The organism is Kitasatospora sp. NPDC006697, from assembly GCF_042869935.1.
Classification (GTDB): Bacteria; Actinomycetota; Actinomycetes; order Streptomycetales; family Streptomycetaceae; genus Kitasatospora.
This window is the reverse complement of sequence record NZ_JBIAGU010000038.1, coordinates 1-14,784: the sequence shown is the minus strand read 5'-3', so window position 1 is coordinate 14,784 and position 14,784 is coordinate 1. Positions and strand designations below refer to the sequence as shown.

The window sequence follows — 14,784 nt, the reverse complement described above, 5'->3', positions numbered from 1 at the left end:
GTCCCCCGGGCAACGGGTCAGCGCTGGTGCCAGGCGGTGAGCAGGGCTGCCTCCTGCTCCGGGGTCAGGGCCGCGGGCAAGGGGTCGAAGGGCCGGATGTCGCGGGCGGTGTCCGCGATGGGGCGGAGGTCGAGTCCGGTGGCGAGGGCGGCGGCGGGGTCGGCGGTGCGGGTGGCCCGGGAGTGGGCGTCGGTGGTCCACAGCGGCAGCGCCCGGGCCTGGATGTCGCGGGCCTGCAGGAAGTCGTCGGCCACCCAGGTGAGCGTGGTGCCGGGCGGGGCGACGGCGGAGGCGACGGCCTCCAGCATGTCGCCCATGCTGCCGGTCGGGGGCGTCGCGGCGTGGTAGGCGCCGGATGCGCCGCGGGTGAGCAGGGCGAGCATCCAGTCGGCGAGGTCGCGGGCATCGACCACCTGGAGCGGGTCCTCGGGCCGCCCCGGGGCCAGCACTTCGCCGCCCCGGGCGAGCCGTTGCACCCAGTGGTCGAAGCGGTGGGTGTAGTCCTCCGGGCCGATCACATAGGTCGGGCGCACCAGCAGCACGTCCGGGCCGAAGCACCGGCGCGCGGCCAGCTCGCACTGCACCTTGAGGACGCCGTAGCTGTCGGCGGTGATCTCCTCGGCCTCGGGGCCGTCGGCGGGCAGCAGCGGGGAGTCCTCGGTGTACCCCGGGGCGTCGGGGGTGTCGTAGACGGCCATGGAGGAGACCAGCAGGTAGTGACCGGCGGCGCCGGGGTCGTCGAGAGCGGCCGCCAGGCTCCGCACCTGGCGTGGGTGGTAGGCGCTGACGTCGACGGTGGCGTCCCAGCGCAGGCCGCGCAGCGCGGACAGGTCCGCGTCGCGGTCGGCCAGGAGGTGGGTGGCGTCGGGAAGGAGGTCGGGGCCGGACTTGCCGCGGTGCAGCACGGTGACGTCGTGCCCGGCGGCGAGCGCGGCCCGGGCGAAGTGCAGGCCGACGAACCGGGTCCCGCCCATGATCAGTATGCGCATCGAGCCATCGTTGCAGCTTCGCGCCGACCCGGCCAGGGTCCGGGGCGCAGAGGTGCGAGTGGTTCGGGATGGCGTCGCGAGACGCCCCGGCGGGAGCAGCCGTGCGCGTATGCCGTCGCAGGAACTATCCTCTGGGGCATGTCGAACCCTGATGCCCTGCTCGTCGACATCGCCGAGATGGTTGAGTCCGAGCTAAGCAACCAGATGCCCCTGACCGTGGTCGTCCCGGGCGCCGTCATCACCGGCCGCCTGGCACCGGAGAGCCTGTGGCACGAGCGGGTCGCCGAAGTCCTGACGGCCTCCGACCACCTGAAGCCCTTCGCCGCCCTGTTCGCGAACCCCGCCGGCCACGGCACCGGTGATGCCGGCGACGGCGCCCCGCACCCGGCTCGGCCGACGCATCTGCACCTGCATGTCGCCCGTATCCTCCAGGGCAGCTACGGGCTGCCGCACACCGGAGGCATGTACCGCATCGCCATCGCCGACATCAGCAGTTGGACCGTGGGCGACCTCAGCTACACCGACCAGTGACCCCTCCTCCCGGGGCGGGGCAGGCGCGGGAACCCCGCCCCGCCCCGGGAGGCGCCAGTGGGCGCCGGTGGGGCGATCGCGCGAGCGGTTCGGTGGCGCGGAACCCGGGGCCCTTCGTCGGCCCCCGCTGCCCGACGCAGGGCTGACCGCCCTGTCGTGGGCCTCCGCCAACACACCCGCGCTCCCGGGCACCGTCACCATGACCTACGGCGAGAGGCGCCCGGTGGAGACCCGCACCGTCACGCTCGGCCAGGCCTGCTCCGGCGGCGTCTGCCACACCCCGTCCCGGGACATCGTGATAGTCGACTCGGCCACCACCCCGGCCGCCGTGGCGCGGTTACTGAGTAACCGTCAGCCGACAGCTTTGCAACGGAGTTGTGCGCCTATCGGAGGTGCTGGGTAGGCTGCCGGGGCCGGTGTGTCACCCGGGTGGATCCACGTCCGCAGGCTCGAGTGGCCCAGCCTATGGGAGGGAACGCAGCCATGACCTTTGACATCCGTTCCGCAGTGCCCGGTCGGACCGGGCGGCGGGCCCGGCTCGCGGCAGCCGCCGCGGTGCTGGCCGGCCTCGCGCTCACCGGGTGTTCGTCGTCGGGCAGTTCATCGAAGGCCGGGCCGGCCCCGACCAGCGGCGCCGTTACCCCGGCGGCGGCCGCCGGGACGAGCGGCGCCCCGTCGGACCCGCAGGCCGCTCCGTCGGAGCCGCAGGCCGCTGTGACGCTCTCCGCCAGCACGGGCGCGCAGCCCGCCGGGAACCGGCCCGCCGACCCGTGCTCGCTGCTGACGAACGACCAGGTCACCCGGATCATGGGCGCCTCGACGCCGATCCTCGCGGAGGGCGCGTCCACCGAGAAGCCCTACTCCTGCACCTGGGGCTCCCGGATGTCGTACGTGGACGTCTCGGAGGTCGGCGCCGACGAGTTCAACACGGTGACCACGGCCACCGGCCTGACCCGGACCCCGCTGACCGGGATCGGCGACAGCGCCTTCCTGGCCAAGGACAGCGACGACGGCGGGAACCCGGAGGTCGTCTTCACCGTGGGAGGCCGCAACTACAGCGTCGAGGCCCTCGCCGACCGCCGCGACGCCGGGCCGACCAACGCGCCCAAGGAAGCCGCCGCCGAGCAGCAACTGGCCGCCATCGCCGCGAAGGCCCTGAAGGGCTGAGTGCGGAAGGACGGGCGGGCGGGGCCCCGGGAGGCCCTGGCCGACCGGGGTCGGCGATGACCTGCCGACAGGCGCGGGTCATTCGCCGGCGGTGTCCTCGGCCTCCCAGCGGAGCAGGTCGCCCGGCTGGCACTCGAGCGCCTCGCAGAGCGCGGCGAGTGTGGCGAAGCGCACCGCCTTGGCGCGGCCGTTCTTGAGCACCGCCAGGTTCGCCGGGGTGATCCCCACCCGGTCCGCGAGCTCGCCGACGGACATCTTCCGCCTGGCCAGCATCACGTCGATGTCGACGGCGATCGGCATCAGATCACCGTGGCCAGCTCGGCTTGCATCCTGGCCGCTTCGACATCGCGGGCGACGGCCTGGGCGAGCAGCATCCGCAGCACCCGCACGATGAGCGCGACGGCCAGGATGGCCACGCCGATCCCGCACATGATGCCGGTGACGCCCGGGTCGTCGCGCTGGCCGGGTGCGTTCACGGCGGTCACCGCGAACCACGCGAGAGCAGCCGCGACGATCGCGCCGGTGATGCCGTCCACGTAGCGGAAGGCGGCGTGGGAGAACACCGTCCCGCGCCGCACCATCGCCACCAGCCGCCAGACGCAGCCCAGGGCGACCTGGGCCGTGCCGATGCCCAGGATCGTGATCACGCGCAGCGCGGTCAGCGGGAGCGAGCCGCCCTCCTGGTCCTTCCCGCTGACCAGCGCCCACACCATCAACACCTGGACGAGCACGCTGCCGGTGAGCACCACGGCGAGTACGGCGTGCAGGGCACGCACGGTCAGTCGTCCCAAGACCCAGCCTCCGATCGATCCACGATGGGAATCTATCGAATATCGATAGGCTGAGCAAGGGTCGCCGAGGCCGGCTAGAGCACGCCGCAGATGAAGGAGGTCTGGGCGGTCGCGGTGGCTCCGGAGGAGTCCGTCACAGTGACCTGGACGGTGGTGCGCTGGCCCAGGACGCAGATGCCCCAGCCGTCGTCGGGGCTGAAGGAGCCGCGGAAGGTGGCGTTGGCCACACCGCTGAAGGTGTAGGTGTAGCTGCCGGTTCCCCCGCTGGCCCAGGCGCTGCAGTCGAACTCGTCCACGTTCACCTTGCCCGGGTACAGCCCGTCGTCCGTGCAGGCACCGGTCCCGAAACCCGCGGTGAGCGGGGTGGCCGCGTGGGCCGGGGCGGCAGTGGCGCCGAAGGCGGCCAGGGCGAGGAGCAGCGGAGCGGCGAGGCGTGCGGCGGACCTGGTCATCGAACTCCCTCTTCTTGATCCGGGTACGGACTCAATTTGCTTGCACACAAGGCAAGTTGGCGCTGGTGAGCGCGAGTTGACTGTGCATCGACCGCTCCGTCGGACTCAAGGTGCCGTTGGTAAACTCGCGTAAAGCTACGGCGGGAAGAGTAGGCATCGCCTTCCGCGTCGTCGGTGGCCGGGGGACAGCGGGTGGGCGCTCAGCCTTCCGGCGGGCGCGTCGTCGTGCCGGCGGTCAGCCGCCAGAGCCCGGCCACTTCGTAGTAGACACCGTTGACCACCTGCAGCAGCACCAGCGTGACCGGCCAGAGCAGGGCACCGAGACCCGGCACCAGGTCCACCGGCAGGGCGTAGGCCATCACCACCCGCGCCACCGCGTCGAGCAGCATCGCCACGCCCCAGATCGCGGTCGAGACCCGCCAGATCCGCCGGAAGGCCGGCTCGCGTTCCCACAGCACGTCCCAGGAGGTGCCGTCGGAGCGGAACCGCCCCTCGAGCAGCGGACGGCCGCCGTGGAAGAGCAGCGGGCGCTCGGCCCTGATCGAGATCAGGAACCAGAGCCCGGCCACGGCGGTCAGCCACCCGTCCTTCGCCAGCATGAACCGGGGGCTGCCGCTGACCAGCGCGGCTGCGAGGCCGAGCAGCATGGTCCCGGCGACGAAGCCCGCCATGCCCTCCAGGCTGCGGGTGCGCACCCACTGCACGGCCGTGGTGAGGGTCGGCAGGAGGGCGCCGGCCAGCAGGGCGGCGAAGACGCTGACGCCGGCGGCACGCAGGCCGTAGTACAACGCGATCGGGATGACGATGTCCGCGAGGAGGCCGAACAGGAGACCGCGGCGGCTCGGCTGCGGCGGCATCCTGGAGGCCGTCGCAGCCGAGCCCTTGCGCGTGGTCATGACGTCCTCCGGTCGCGTCCGGTGACCTTGCGGACACGGCGGTCCCGGTCCGGGCGAGGCGGCTGGGGGCCGTCCGCGCGGCGGCGGTGTGGATCACGGACTCCAGGGTGATTCCGTGCTGGAGGACGGCTAAACCACGGGTCGCCGGCAGGGTTCGCGGGAGCGGGCAGGGGCAGAACGCCATCGGAGGTGCGGTCCGTCGACGGGGCGACGGGATTCCGTACCGTCGATCGAACTGGGGGAAGCAGTGTCCGAGGACCAGCCCGCTCTCGTTCCGCCGCCCGGGGCAATGCCCTTGGGCTCCGACCGGCCGCTGTTGTGGTACAGGCTCCGCGAGCGGCAGAGCGGCAGAGCGGCAGAGCGGCAGAGCGGCAGAGCGGCAGAGCGGCGGCCGCGTCAGCAGCGCGCGAAGCCGCTCATGTTCGAGTCGGCCCCGTTGGCGTAGTTGTGCCAGCTGGACGAGGAGTAGGCGCCGTTGCAGGAACCCGCGACGATCTTGATGTTGGCGGTGAAGGTCTTGTCGTACTGGTTGGGGACGGCGTCGATGCTCATCGACGGGCCGTCCAGGTAGCCGGAGCCGGTCCAGCCGGACCACTGCTGGGCGCCGGTGGGGCCCTGCACGTAGACGTCGACGGAGAACGGGCCGGTGACGGTGCCGTCGGCGATCCAGCGGCCGTGCACGGTGCGCGAGCCGGAGCAGTAGATCTGGTAGACGTGGCCGAGGACGGTCCCGTGCAAGGACATGGTGCCGGCCGAGCCGATGGTGGTGCAGCTGTCGGCTGAGGCCCGGTCAGCCGTGGCGGCGCCGACGGTGACGGTCCCGAGCGCGAGCACGGCGCAGGCGATGACGGAACGGATCCTGGACACTGTTGCCTCCCCCTGGCGAAGTGGTGTGCCCGCAGGCTAGCCCAGGCTGTTGCGGTACGGAAGGGTCGCGGGGGTGACGGCGCATCGGCCGGGAACCGCCGCAGTCGCGCCCCCGCCGAAGGAGCCGAGCCGCCGGCAGCGGTCTCTGACGGTGCGTGACCTGCCGCCTTCGGAGGCCGCGACGGGCGACCCGGACCCAGGTGGGCCCCGGCCTCGACGAGCCCTTGACAGCAGGCACAGCCTCCCCGCAGATTTGCCCATAGGTGATTCAGGCTGCCGTCTTTAGAGCAAAAGCAATCACTCGCGATGCACCGTTTCTGCGCGCACCCACCGGCTCTCGTCAAGGCCGGCTCCCCCACCCCCGTGTCCAAAGGTCATCCCCCATGGCAGAGCTGAACCGCCGCCGTTTCCTCCAGCTGTCCGGTGCCACTGTGGCATTCTCCACCCTGGCGCAGAGCATCGCGCGGGCCGCCGCCATCGCGCCGCAGGGCACCACCGGCACCATCCAGGACGTCCAGCACATCGTGGTGCTGATGCAGGAGAACCGCTCCTTCGACCACTACTTCGGGTCGATGAAGGGCGTGCGCGGCTTCGGCGACCCGCGCCCGGTCACCCTGCCCAGCGGCAAGTCCGTCTGGCACCAGGCGAGTTCGTCGGGCACCGAGGTGCTGCCGTTCCGCCCGCAGGTCGACACCCTGGGCCTGCAGTTCGTCCAGGACCTCAATCACGACTGGGCCGGGACCCACCAGGCCTTCAACAACGGCAGGTACGACCAGTGGGTGCCCGCCAAGTCGGCCACCGCGATGGCCTACCTGACCCGCCAGGACATCCCGTTCCACTACGCGCTCGCCGACGCCTTCACGCTCTGCGACGCCTACCACTGTTCGCTGCTGAGCTCGACCGACCCGAACCGCTTCTACCTGTGGAGCGGGTGCGTCGGCAACGACGGCACCGGCGGCGGCCCGGTGCTCGGCAATCAGGAGGCCGGCTACGGCTGGACCACCTATCCCGAGCGGCTGCAGCAGGCGGGCGTCTCCTGGAGGGTCTACCAGGACATCGGCGACGGCCTGGACGCGGCCGGCGGCTGGGGCTGGATCAGCGACGCGTACCGCGGCACCTACGGCGACAACGCCCTGCTCTACTTCAACAACTACCGCAACGCCCAGCCCGGCAACCCGCTCTACGACCGGGCCCGCACCGGCACCGACATCAAGAACGGCGGCGGGCTCTTCGACCGGCTGAGGGCCGACGTGCAGGCCGGCACGCTGCCCCAGGTCTCCTGGATCGTGGCCCCGGAGGCCTACACCGAGCACCCCAACTGGCCCGCCAACTACGGCGCCTGGTACGTCTCGCAGGCCCTCGACGCGCTCACCTCGAACCCGGAGGTCTGGGCGCGGACCGCGCTGTTCATCACCTACGACGAGAACGACGGGTTCTTCGACCACGTCGTCCCGCCCTTCCCGCCCGCCAACCCCAACCAGGGCCTGTCGACGGTGGACACGGGCCTGGACTACTTCGCGGGCAACTCCGCCTACGGGGCGGGCGCGTACGGTCTCGGTGTGCGGGTGCCGATGCTGGTCGTCTCGCCGTGGAGCACCGGCGGCTACACCTGCTCGGAGACCTTCGACCACACCTCGGTCATCCGCTTCATGGAGACCCGGTTCGGCGTCCGGGAGCCGAACATCTCGCCCTGGCGCCGGGCCGTCTGCGGCGACCTGACCTCCGCCTTCGACTTCACCGCCTCCAGCCCGACGCCCGCCACCCTGCCGTCCACCGCGGCCTACCGGCCTCCGGACGCCAACCGCCACCCCGACTACGTCCCCACCCCGCCCGCCACCGGCGCCCAACCCGCCCAGGAACCGGGCAGCAAGCCCACCCGGCCGCTCAAGTACGCGCCCTACGTAGACGGTTCGGCCAACCCCGGCACCGGGAGGTACGGCCTGACCTTCAGCGCGGGTCCGTCCGCCGGCGCGCAGTTCCTCGTCACCTCGCCGAACCGCACCGACGGGCCCTGGACGTACACCACGGAGGCCGGCAAGTCCCTCACGGACACCTGGAGCAGCTCGTACTCGGGCGGTGTCACCGACCTCACCGTGCACGGCCCGAACGGGTTCCTGCGCCGCTTCCGCAACCCCGGCACCACCGCCGGCCCGGAGGTGACGGTCCGCCACAACGCGGCCACCGGCAACCTGGACCTCACCCTCACCAACGCCGGCAGCAGCACGGCCGTCCTGACCGTGGCCAACGCCTATGCGGGCACCCCGCAGCAGGTCACCGTCGCACCGGGGGCGAGCGTGCCGCTGGCGCTGCCGCTCGGCAGCTGCCGCAACTGGTACGACGTCACCATCACCTCCAACCTCACCACCGACTTCGTCCGCCGCCTCGCCGGGCACGTGGAGACCGGCGCCCCCGGTCTCTCCGACCCCGGGATCACCGGTGTCCTGCCCGTGACGCTGACGTACGTCGACAGCCAGGAGACGGCCGCCGAGAACGGGCTCGGCACCAACGCGCTGGACAACCTGCCGGCGACGTACTGGCACACGGCCTGGAGCGGGAGCAGCGGTCCCGCCCCACTGCCGCACGAGATCCGCTTCGACCTGGGCGCGTCGAAGTCCGCCGGCGGCCTGACCTACCTGCCCCGGCAGGACGGCGGGGTCAACGGCCGCGTGGGCCGGTACGAGATCTCCGTGAGCGCGGACAACACCACCTGGAGCGCCCCGGTCGCCTCGGGGACCTGGGCGGACGACGCCTCCTCCAAGCGCGTCGACTTCGCGCCGGTCACCGCCCGGTACGTCCGCCTGCGGGCCCTGAGCGAGGCCGGCAACCGCGGCCCGTGGACGTCCGCGGCCGAGATCCGGGTCCTGGGCCCGAACAGCTGACACAGGCCCGTTGGTGGGCGCTGTGGAGATCGACCAGCAGGCTCGGGCCGTAGCGCACGCCGACGGCTTCGCCGGCGGAGAGGTCTCTCCCGGGCGGCGGCCGCGCGGTCGGCAGGGCCGCCGCCCGGGGGCCCACCCGGTCCCAGGCACTGTTCGAACCGCGTGAACCGCCCCTTCTCCTGCCACTCCAGCCGCGCCTCCGGGTCGGATCGGTGTTGGCTAGGCTTTGATCGATCACAGGCGATCAAGAACGAAGGGAGCCCTGATGGCCACGCGTGAGCGGTGGGCCCGGCTGCTCGCGATCCTGGCCGAACGGGGCTCGCTGGAGGTCATCGAGGCCGCCGAGCTGCTCGAGGTGTCGACGGCGACCGTGCGGCGCGACCTGGACGAGCTCTCCCGGCAGCAGCTGTTGACCCGTACCCGCGGCGGCGCGGTGCCCAGCGGGGTCAACTACGACCTGCCGCTGCGGTACAAGACGGCGCGGCAGGCGGACGAGAAGCTGCGGATCGCCCAGGCCGCGGCCCGGATGGTCCCGCCGGGTGCCGTGGTGGGCCTCAACGGCGGCACCACCGCCTCGGAGGTGGCCCGCGAGCTGGCGGTGCGCGCGGATCTCGCGGAGCACGCCGACGGGCCTTCGCTGACGGTGGTGACCAATGCCGTCAACATCGCCAACGAGCTCGCGGTGCGCCCGTACGTCAAGACCGTGCTGACCGGTGGCGTGGTGCGGCCCAACTCCTTCGAGCTGACCGGCCCGCTGGCTCCGGTGATCCTGCGTGAGCTCTCGCTGGACTTCACCATCCTGGGTGTCAACGCGATCGACCCGGGGATCGGCGCCTCCGCGCATGACGAGGGCGAGGCGAGCGTCAACCGGCTCCTTGCGGAGCGGGCGGAGAAGGTGATCGTGGTGGCCGACTCCACCAAGCTCGGGCACCGCGCCTTCGCCCAGGTCTGTCCGGTGGAGGAGATCGCGGTCCTGGTCACCGACACGGACGCGTCGGAGGAGCTGGTCGAGGCGTTCAGCGCCAAGGGCGTGGACGTGGTCTGCGTCTGACCCGACCCTGCGCCGCCTGGACCCGCTGAAGCCGCGCCGGTGCGTTCCCGCATCGGCGCGGCTTCAGCGTTGCCGGACCGGGTCCGGCATCGGGAGAGCCCTCGCTGAGCTTTCCTGCACAGTCGATGCTCAAAGATGCTCGAACCTGCGATACATTGTGCGCGTTCAAGCATTTCGGGGACCGTCCTGCACCGTCGAGGAGTTCGCGTTGAGCAACGAGAGCCTGGCCAATCTGCTCAAGGAGGAGCGGCGTTTCGCTCCGCCCGCAGACCTCGCCGCGGCCGCCAACGTCACCGAGGCCGCGTACGCCCAGGCGTCCGAGGACCGCCTCGGCTTCTGGGCCGAGCAGGCCCGGCGCCTCACCTGGGCCGTCGAGCCGACCCAGACGCTGGACTGGTCGAACCCGCCCTTCGCCCAATGGTTCGCCGACGGCACGCTCAACGTCGCCTACAACTGCGTGGACCGGCACGTCGAGGCGGGCAACGGCGACCGGGTCGCCATCCACTTCGAAGGCGAGCCGGGCGACAGCCGCTCGATCACCTACGCGCAGCTCAAGGACGAGGTCTCCCGCGCCGCCAACGCGCTGCTGGAACTCGGCGTGCGCAAGGGCGACCGGGTCGCGGTCTACCTGCCGATGATCCCCGAGGCCGTGGTGGCGATGCTCGCCTGCGCCCGGATCGGCGCCGCCCACTCCGTGGTCTTCGGCGGCTTCTCCGCCGACGCCGTCGCCTCCCGCATCCAGGACGCCGACGCCAAACTGGTGATCACCGCCGACGGCGGCTACCGCCGCGGCAAGCCCTCCGCCCTCAAGCCCGCCATCGACGAGGCCCTGACCAAGGTCGACGGCGTCGAGCACGTCCTGGTCGTGCGCCGCACCGGCCAGGACACCGCCTTCACCCAGGGCCGCGACGTCTGGTGGCACGAGATCACCGAACGCCAGAGCACCGAGCACACACCCCAGGCCCACGACGCCGAGCAGCCGCTGTTCATCCTCTACACCTCCGGCACCACCGGCAAGCCCAAGGGCATCCTGCACACCTCCGGCGGCTACCTGACCCAGGCCTCCTACACCCACCACGCCGTCTTCGACCTCAAGCCCGAGTCCGACGTCTACTGGTGCACCGCCGACATCGGCTGGGTGACCGGCCACTCCTACATCGTCTACGGCCCGCTCTCCAACGGCGCCACCCAGGTGATCTACGAGGGCACCCCCGACACCCCCCACCAGGGCCGCTTCTGGGAGATCGTCCAGAAGTACGGCGTCACCATCCTCTACACCGCCCCCACCGCGATCCGCACCTTCATGAAGTGGGGCGACGACATCCCCGCCAAGTTCGACCTCTCGAGCCTGCGGGTGCTCGGCAGCGTCGGCGAGCCGATCAACCCCGAAGCCTGGATCTGGTACCGCGAGCACATCGGCCACGGCAACGCCCCCATCGTCGACACCTGGTGGCAGACCGAGACCGGCTCGATGATGATCAGCCCCCTGCCCGGCGTCACCGCCACCAAACCCGGCTCCGCCCAGCGCGCCCTGCCCGGCATCGCCGCCACCGTCGTCGACGACAACGGCACCGAAGTCCCCAATGGCTCCGGCGGCTACCTCGTCCTCACCGAACCCTGGCCCTCCATGCTGCGCACCATCTGGGGCGACGACCAGCGCTACCTCGACACCTACTGGTCCCGCTTCGGCCACGGCCACGACCCGGCCGACCCGAACTGGCGCTACTTCGCCGGCGACGGCGCCAAGAAGGACGAGGACGGCGACATCTGGCTCCTCGGCCGCGTCGACGACGTCATGCTCGTCTCCGGCCACAACATCTCCACCACCGAGGTCGAATCCGCCCTCGTCGGCCACCCCTCCGTGGCCGAGTCCGCCGTGGTCGGCGCCACCGACGCCACCACCGGCCAGGCCATCGTCGCCTTCGTCATCCTGCGCGGCACCGCCACCGAGAGCGAAGACCTCATCGCCGACCTGCGCAACCACGTCGGCAAGACCCTCGGCCCCATCGCCAAACCCAAGCAGATCAAGGTCGTCAGCGAACTCCCCAAGACCCGCTCCGGCAAGATCATGCGCCGCCTCCTGCGCGACATCGCCGAAGGCCGCGAAGTCGGCGACACCACCACCCTCGCCGACTCCTCCGTCATGAACCTCATCCAGTCCCAACTCCCCCACAACACCACCGAGAACTGACCCACCGGACCGGACGGTGGCCGGCGGGGCTGGCCACCGTCCCCCGACTCCCGCCCGCACCGGGGCCGCCTTGAGCCATGCGACGGCCAGGTCCCGGTTGCCGGGCGGGACGCGGAGGGTGGCCATTGAGGGGTGGCCGACCCTCCACCGGTGCGGCCCGCGCCCCGTGCGCCGGCCGTACCGGACCACCTCCCCTCCCCCACAGTCACCCGCCCGTCCCCGGCAAACCGCACCGGGCCGCCACGAGGACGTGGCGGCCCACCCTGCCGGGGACGGCCGGGGCGCGGTGGCGCGCCGTCGAGGGTCGGCGCGGCCACCGCCAGGCTGCCGGCACCGCTCCGCACCAAGCGGCGCCGGCAGCCCTTTCGGCATGCCCTCCGCTGAACGGTTCCCCGGGTCGAGGATCCGCGCGGACTCGCGGCGAACGCAGCAGCGGCCGTCCGGAGCAGCGGCTGACGGCTCGTCGGTGAACTCGCCGACCTCGGAGTCTTGACGGCGGCCGCCGGGACCTCCAAACTCAGCCCATCGGTGAGCAGATTTGCTCATAACGTGGCAGTTTTTGTCACTTGTAAGCATCCCCCACACCAAGGACGGCGTCCTCGTGCACAAGCACCTCCACTACCGGGCCACGCCGGCACTGCTGGCAGCCCTGCTGCTGGCGAGTCCGCTCCTCGCCTCCCCCGCCCAGGCGAACGACGGCGTGAACCAGTCGGCGACCAACTACACCGCCTCGGCCAGCTCGAACGGCCCGATCCTGACCACCCCGCCGATGGGCTTCAACAACTGGGCCCGGGCCACCTGTACGCCCCAGGCCCCGCTGGACGGCTCGCCCCAGATCAGCTACTCGTTCCAGCAGTACATGGAGGACAACGCCAAGGCGCTGTCCGACAGCGGCCTGATCGCGGACGGCTACAAGACCGTCACGGTCGACGACTGCTGGATGTACCGCAACAGCTCCGGCTACCTGCACGGCGCCGTCAACTGGGGCGGCGCGACCGACGTGCGCGACGCCACCAGGCAGCCCGGCTTCGACTACGAGCTGACCGCCTACGGGAACTACCTGCACAGCCTGGGCGCCAAGTTCGGCATCTACGAGACCTCCGGCACCCACACCTGCTCGACCGCCACCCCCACCGCGCCGAACCTGGCCAACGGCAGCGAGTACCACGAGCAGGCCGACGCCAACTCCTTCGTCTACTGGGGCGTCGACCAGCTCAAGTACGACAACTGCGGCGACGCGGAGCCGGTCCAGACGCTGGACACCCGGATGTCCGGCGACCTGGCCACCGCCGTCGCCAACTCCAACGCGGCCGGCACCGCCCGGCCGAACGTCAGCTTCGACATCTCCGCACCGGCCGGGTACGGCAACGGCTCCGCGAAGTTCGCCTCGATGAACTGGGTGCGCCCGCTCGGCCAGCTCTGGCGGGTCGGCCCGGACATCTGGAACTACGGTGACGGCAAGGACCCGTGGAACCAGGCGCTGCCCAGCGGCGGCTACAACTTCGGCGCCTACCAGAGCTTCGACAACACCGTGGAGCTCAGCCGCTACCAGGGCCCGGGCAACTGGAGCAACCCGGACATGCTGCTGATCGGCGACAACGGCATGACGACCGCCGAGGAGCGCAGCCAGATGTCGCTCTTCTCGGCGCTGGCCGCGCCGTTGGTGATCTCCACCGACGCCCGCAAGTTCGAGCCCTCCTACATCAGCGCCCACCCGGCCGAGGCCGCCCACCTGAACGCCTCGGTGGCGATCCTGGGCAACTCCGAGGTCATCGCCGTGGACCAGGACTCGCTGGGCGCGGGCGGCTACCGCGTCTCGGGCGGCGCGGCCAACGCCGACGGCACGCCGGCCGCGAGCAGCGGCATCGACGTGGTGGTCAAGCCGCTGGCCGACGGCAGCCGGGCCGTGGTCGTCACCAACAAGGGCGCCGCGAGCGCGAATTACACGCTGGACCTGAACGCCCTGGGCTTCACCACCGGCGGCGGCGCGAACTTCACCGTCCGGGACCTGTGGGCGCACAGCACCAGCACCTCCACCGGCACCGTCCCGCTGACCATCGCCTCGCACGACAGCGCGATGCTCCGGATCACCCCGCCGAGCGGCTCCACCGCCGTCCCGCGCGGCCAGATCACCGCCTCCCGGGACAACTGGGGCAAGGAGTCGCTCTGTCTGGACAACTACCAGTCCCGCACCACCAACACCGCGCTGGACCTCTATCCCTGCAGCGGCGGGTCCAACCAGCAGTGGCAGCTGAACGCCGACGGCTCCGTCCAGTCGCTCCAGTCCGGTGCCTCCAACCTCTGCCTGACCGCGCAGAGTTCCAGCAGCGCCGGCGTCATCAACGGCCAGCAGGGCCAGTGGGCCGGCCTCGCCGCCTGCGGCTCGGCCCCCGGCTTCCAGACCTGGAGCTACAACCGGGACGGCAACCTGAAGCTCTCCGGTACCACCAAGTGCCTTGATGTCTACGGTGGTTCGACCACCACCAGCGGCACCCCGGTGGACCTGTACAGCTGCGGCGCCGCGCCCGGCTCGATCCAGACCAACCAGACCTGGGCCGCTCCCTTCAGCACACCGCCGGCCTCCTGACCCACCCGGACGGCACACGCCACCACCCGCGGGAACGCGCCGCGGGTGGTGGCTTTTGCGTCTCCCGGCGGCGTCCACAGCCCATGATGCCCGAATCCTGAGCAGGATTGCTCAATGTTGCTCGGATCATCTATAAATAGTGCACATTCACTCATGGCCGCGCTCGCGGCTGTCATGGAAGGACCACCCCATGACCACCCATGTCACCACCGAGATCGCCAGCCAGCCGGACTGCTGGCGCACGGCGATGGCCCTGGACCCGGCCGGACTCCCGAAGCCGGGCGAGCACGTGGCCGTCGTCGGCTGCGGCACCTCGCTCTACATCGCGCAGGCCTACGCCGTGCTGCGCGAGGGCTCCGGCCAGGGCGAGACCGACGCGTTCG

12 protein-coding genes and 2 pseudogenes are annotated in these 14,784 nt (G+C 71.4%); 8 read left to right on the top strand and 6 right to left on the bottom strand.

Annotation, left to right across the window (positions count from 1 at the left end; genetic code table 11):
• Positions 1-17: 17 nt before the first annotated feature.
• Positions 18-989 (bottom strand): NAD-dependent epimerase/dehydratase family protein, encoded by a 972-nt coding sequence (locus tag ACFYNO_RS35870; RefSeq protein ID WP_388021741.1) that lies wholly within the window; start codon positions 987-989, stop codon positions 18-20.
• Positions 990-1,127: 138 nt separating this feature from the next.
• On the opposite strand from ACFYNO_RS35870, the gene ACFYNO_RS35865 reads away from it, so the two are divergent.
• Positions 1,128-1,520: a hypothetical protein gene (locus ACFYNO_RS35865; RefSeq protein ID WP_388021739.1), complete on the top strand. Its 393-nt coding sequence runs from the start codon at positions 1,128-1,130 to the stop codon at positions 1,518-1,520.
• Between the two features lie 483 nt (positions 1,521-2,003).
• Positions 2,004-2,687 (top strand): hypothetical protein, encoded by a 684-nt coding sequence (locus ACFYNO_RS35860; protein WP_388021737.1) that lies wholly within the window; start codon positions 2,004-2,006, stop codon positions 2,685-2,687.
• A gap of 78 nt (positions 2,688-2,765) precedes the next feature.
• On the opposite strand, the gene ACFYNO_RS35855 is transcribed toward ACFYNO_RS35860, so the two are convergent.
• The 5 genes from ACFYNO_RS35855 to ACFYNO_RS35835 form a co-directional block, all read right to left on the bottom strand.
• Positions 2,766-2,987: a helix-turn-helix domain-containing protein gene (locus tag ACFYNO_RS35855; RefSeq protein ID WP_388021735.1), complete on the bottom strand. Its 222-nt coding sequence runs from the start codon at positions 2,985-2,987 to the stop codon at positions 2,766-2,768.
• A complete protein-coding gene (locus ACFYNO_RS35850) occupies positions 2,987-3,478 on the bottom strand; it encodes a DUF2975 domain-containing protein (protein WP_388021734.1) in 492 nt (163 codons plus the stop codon). The genes ACFYNO_RS35855 and ACFYNO_RS35850 overlap by 1 nt, the downstream gene beginning before the upstream one ends.
• 74 nt (positions 3,479-3,552) lie before the next feature.
• The gene (locus ACFYNO_RS35845) at positions 3,553-3,930 is read right to left on the bottom strand and encodes a hypothetical protein (RefSeq protein WP_388021733.1); all 378 of its coding nucleotides are present in this window, start codon (positions 3,928-3,930) and stop codon (positions 3,553-3,555) included.
• 200 nt (positions 3,931-4,130) lie between these two features.
• The gene (locus ACFYNO_RS35840) at positions 4,131-4,826 is read right to left on the bottom strand and encodes a VC0807 family protein (protein ID WP_388021732.1); all 696 of its coding nucleotides are present in this window, start codon (positions 4,824-4,826) and stop codon (positions 4,131-4,133) included.
• Between the two features lie 396 nt (positions 4,827-5,222).
• Complete coding sequence (locus tag ACFYNO_RS35835; RefSeq protein ID WP_388021731.1) at positions 5,223-5,693, bottom strand: hypothetical protein; 471 nt, start codon at positions 5,691-5,693, stop codon at positions 5,223-5,225.
• Positions 5,694-6,076: 383 nt separating this feature from the next.
• Here ACFYNO_RS35835 and ACFYNO_RS35830 point away from each other — a divergent pair.
• The 6 genes and pseudogenes from ACFYNO_RS35830 to ACFYNO_RS35805 form a co-directional block, all read left to right on the top strand.
• Positions 6,077-8,125: pseudogene (locus tag ACFYNO_RS35830) on the top strand (phosphocholine-specific phospholipase C); the annotation flags it as partial.
• 15 nt (positions 8,126-8,140) lie between these two features.
• Complete coding sequence (locus tag ACFYNO_RS35825; RefSeq protein ID WP_388021848.1) at positions 8,141-8,572, top strand: discoidin domain-containing protein; 432 nt, start codon at positions 8,141-8,143, stop codon at positions 8,570-8,572.
• Positions 8,573-8,837: 265 nt separating this feature from the next.
• Positions 8,838-9,623 (top strand): DeoR/GlpR family DNA-binding transcription regulator, encoded by a 786-nt coding sequence (locus ACFYNO_RS35820; protein ID WP_388021730.1) that lies wholly within the window; start codon positions 8,838-8,840, stop codon positions 9,621-9,623.
• Between the two features lie 208 nt (positions 9,624-9,831).
• On the top strand, positions 9,832-11,814 hold the full coding sequence (gene acs, locus ACFYNO_RS35815) for an acetate--CoA ligase (RefSeq protein ID WP_388021729.1): 1,983 nt from the start codon (positions 9,832-9,834) through the stop codon (positions 11,812-11,814).
• 601 nt (positions 11,815-12,415) lie between these two features.
• On the top strand, positions 12,416-14,401 hold the full coding sequence (locus ACFYNO_RS35810; protein ID WP_388021728.1) for a ricin-type beta-trefoil lectin domain protein: 1,986 nt from the start codon (positions 12,416-12,418) through the stop codon (positions 14,399-14,401).
• Positions 14,402-14,591: 190 nt separating this feature from the next.
• A pseudogene (locus ACFYNO_RS35805) lies at positions 14,592-14,784 on the top strand (sugar isomerase); the annotation flags it as partial.

Excerpts from the sequence above, each read along its gene's own strand:
- ACFYNO_RS35860 (WP_388021737.1), top strand. The coding sequence starts at position 2,004 with ATGACCTTTGACATCCGTTCCGCAGTGCCCGGTCGGACCGGGCGGCGG.
- ACFYNO_RS35855 (WP_388021735.1), bottom strand. The coding sequence starts at position 2,987 with ATGCCGATCGCCGTCGACATCGACGTGATGCTGGCCAGGCGGAAGATG.
- ACFYNO_RS35840 (WP_388021732.1), bottom strand. The coding sequence starts at position 4,826 with ATGACCACGCGCAAGGGCTCGGCTGCGACGGCCTCCAGGATGCCGCCG.
- ACFYNO_RS35820 (WP_388021730.1), top strand. The coding sequence starts at position 8,838 with ATGGCCACGCGTGAGCGGTGGGCCCGGCTGCTCGCGATCCTGGCCGAA.
- ACFYNO_RS35865 (WP_388021739.1), top strand. The coding sequence starts at position 1,128 with ATGTCGAACCCTGATGCCCTGCTCGTCGACATCGCCGAGATGGTTGAG.
- ACFYNO_RS35845 (WP_388021733.1), bottom strand. The coding sequence starts at position 3,930 with ATGACCAGGTCCGCCGCACGCCTCGCCGCTCCGCTGCTCCTCGCCCTG.
- ACFYNO_RS35870 (WP_388021741.1), bottom strand. The coding sequence starts at position 989 with ATGCGCATACTGATCATGGGCGGGACCCGGTTCGTCGGCCTGCACTTC.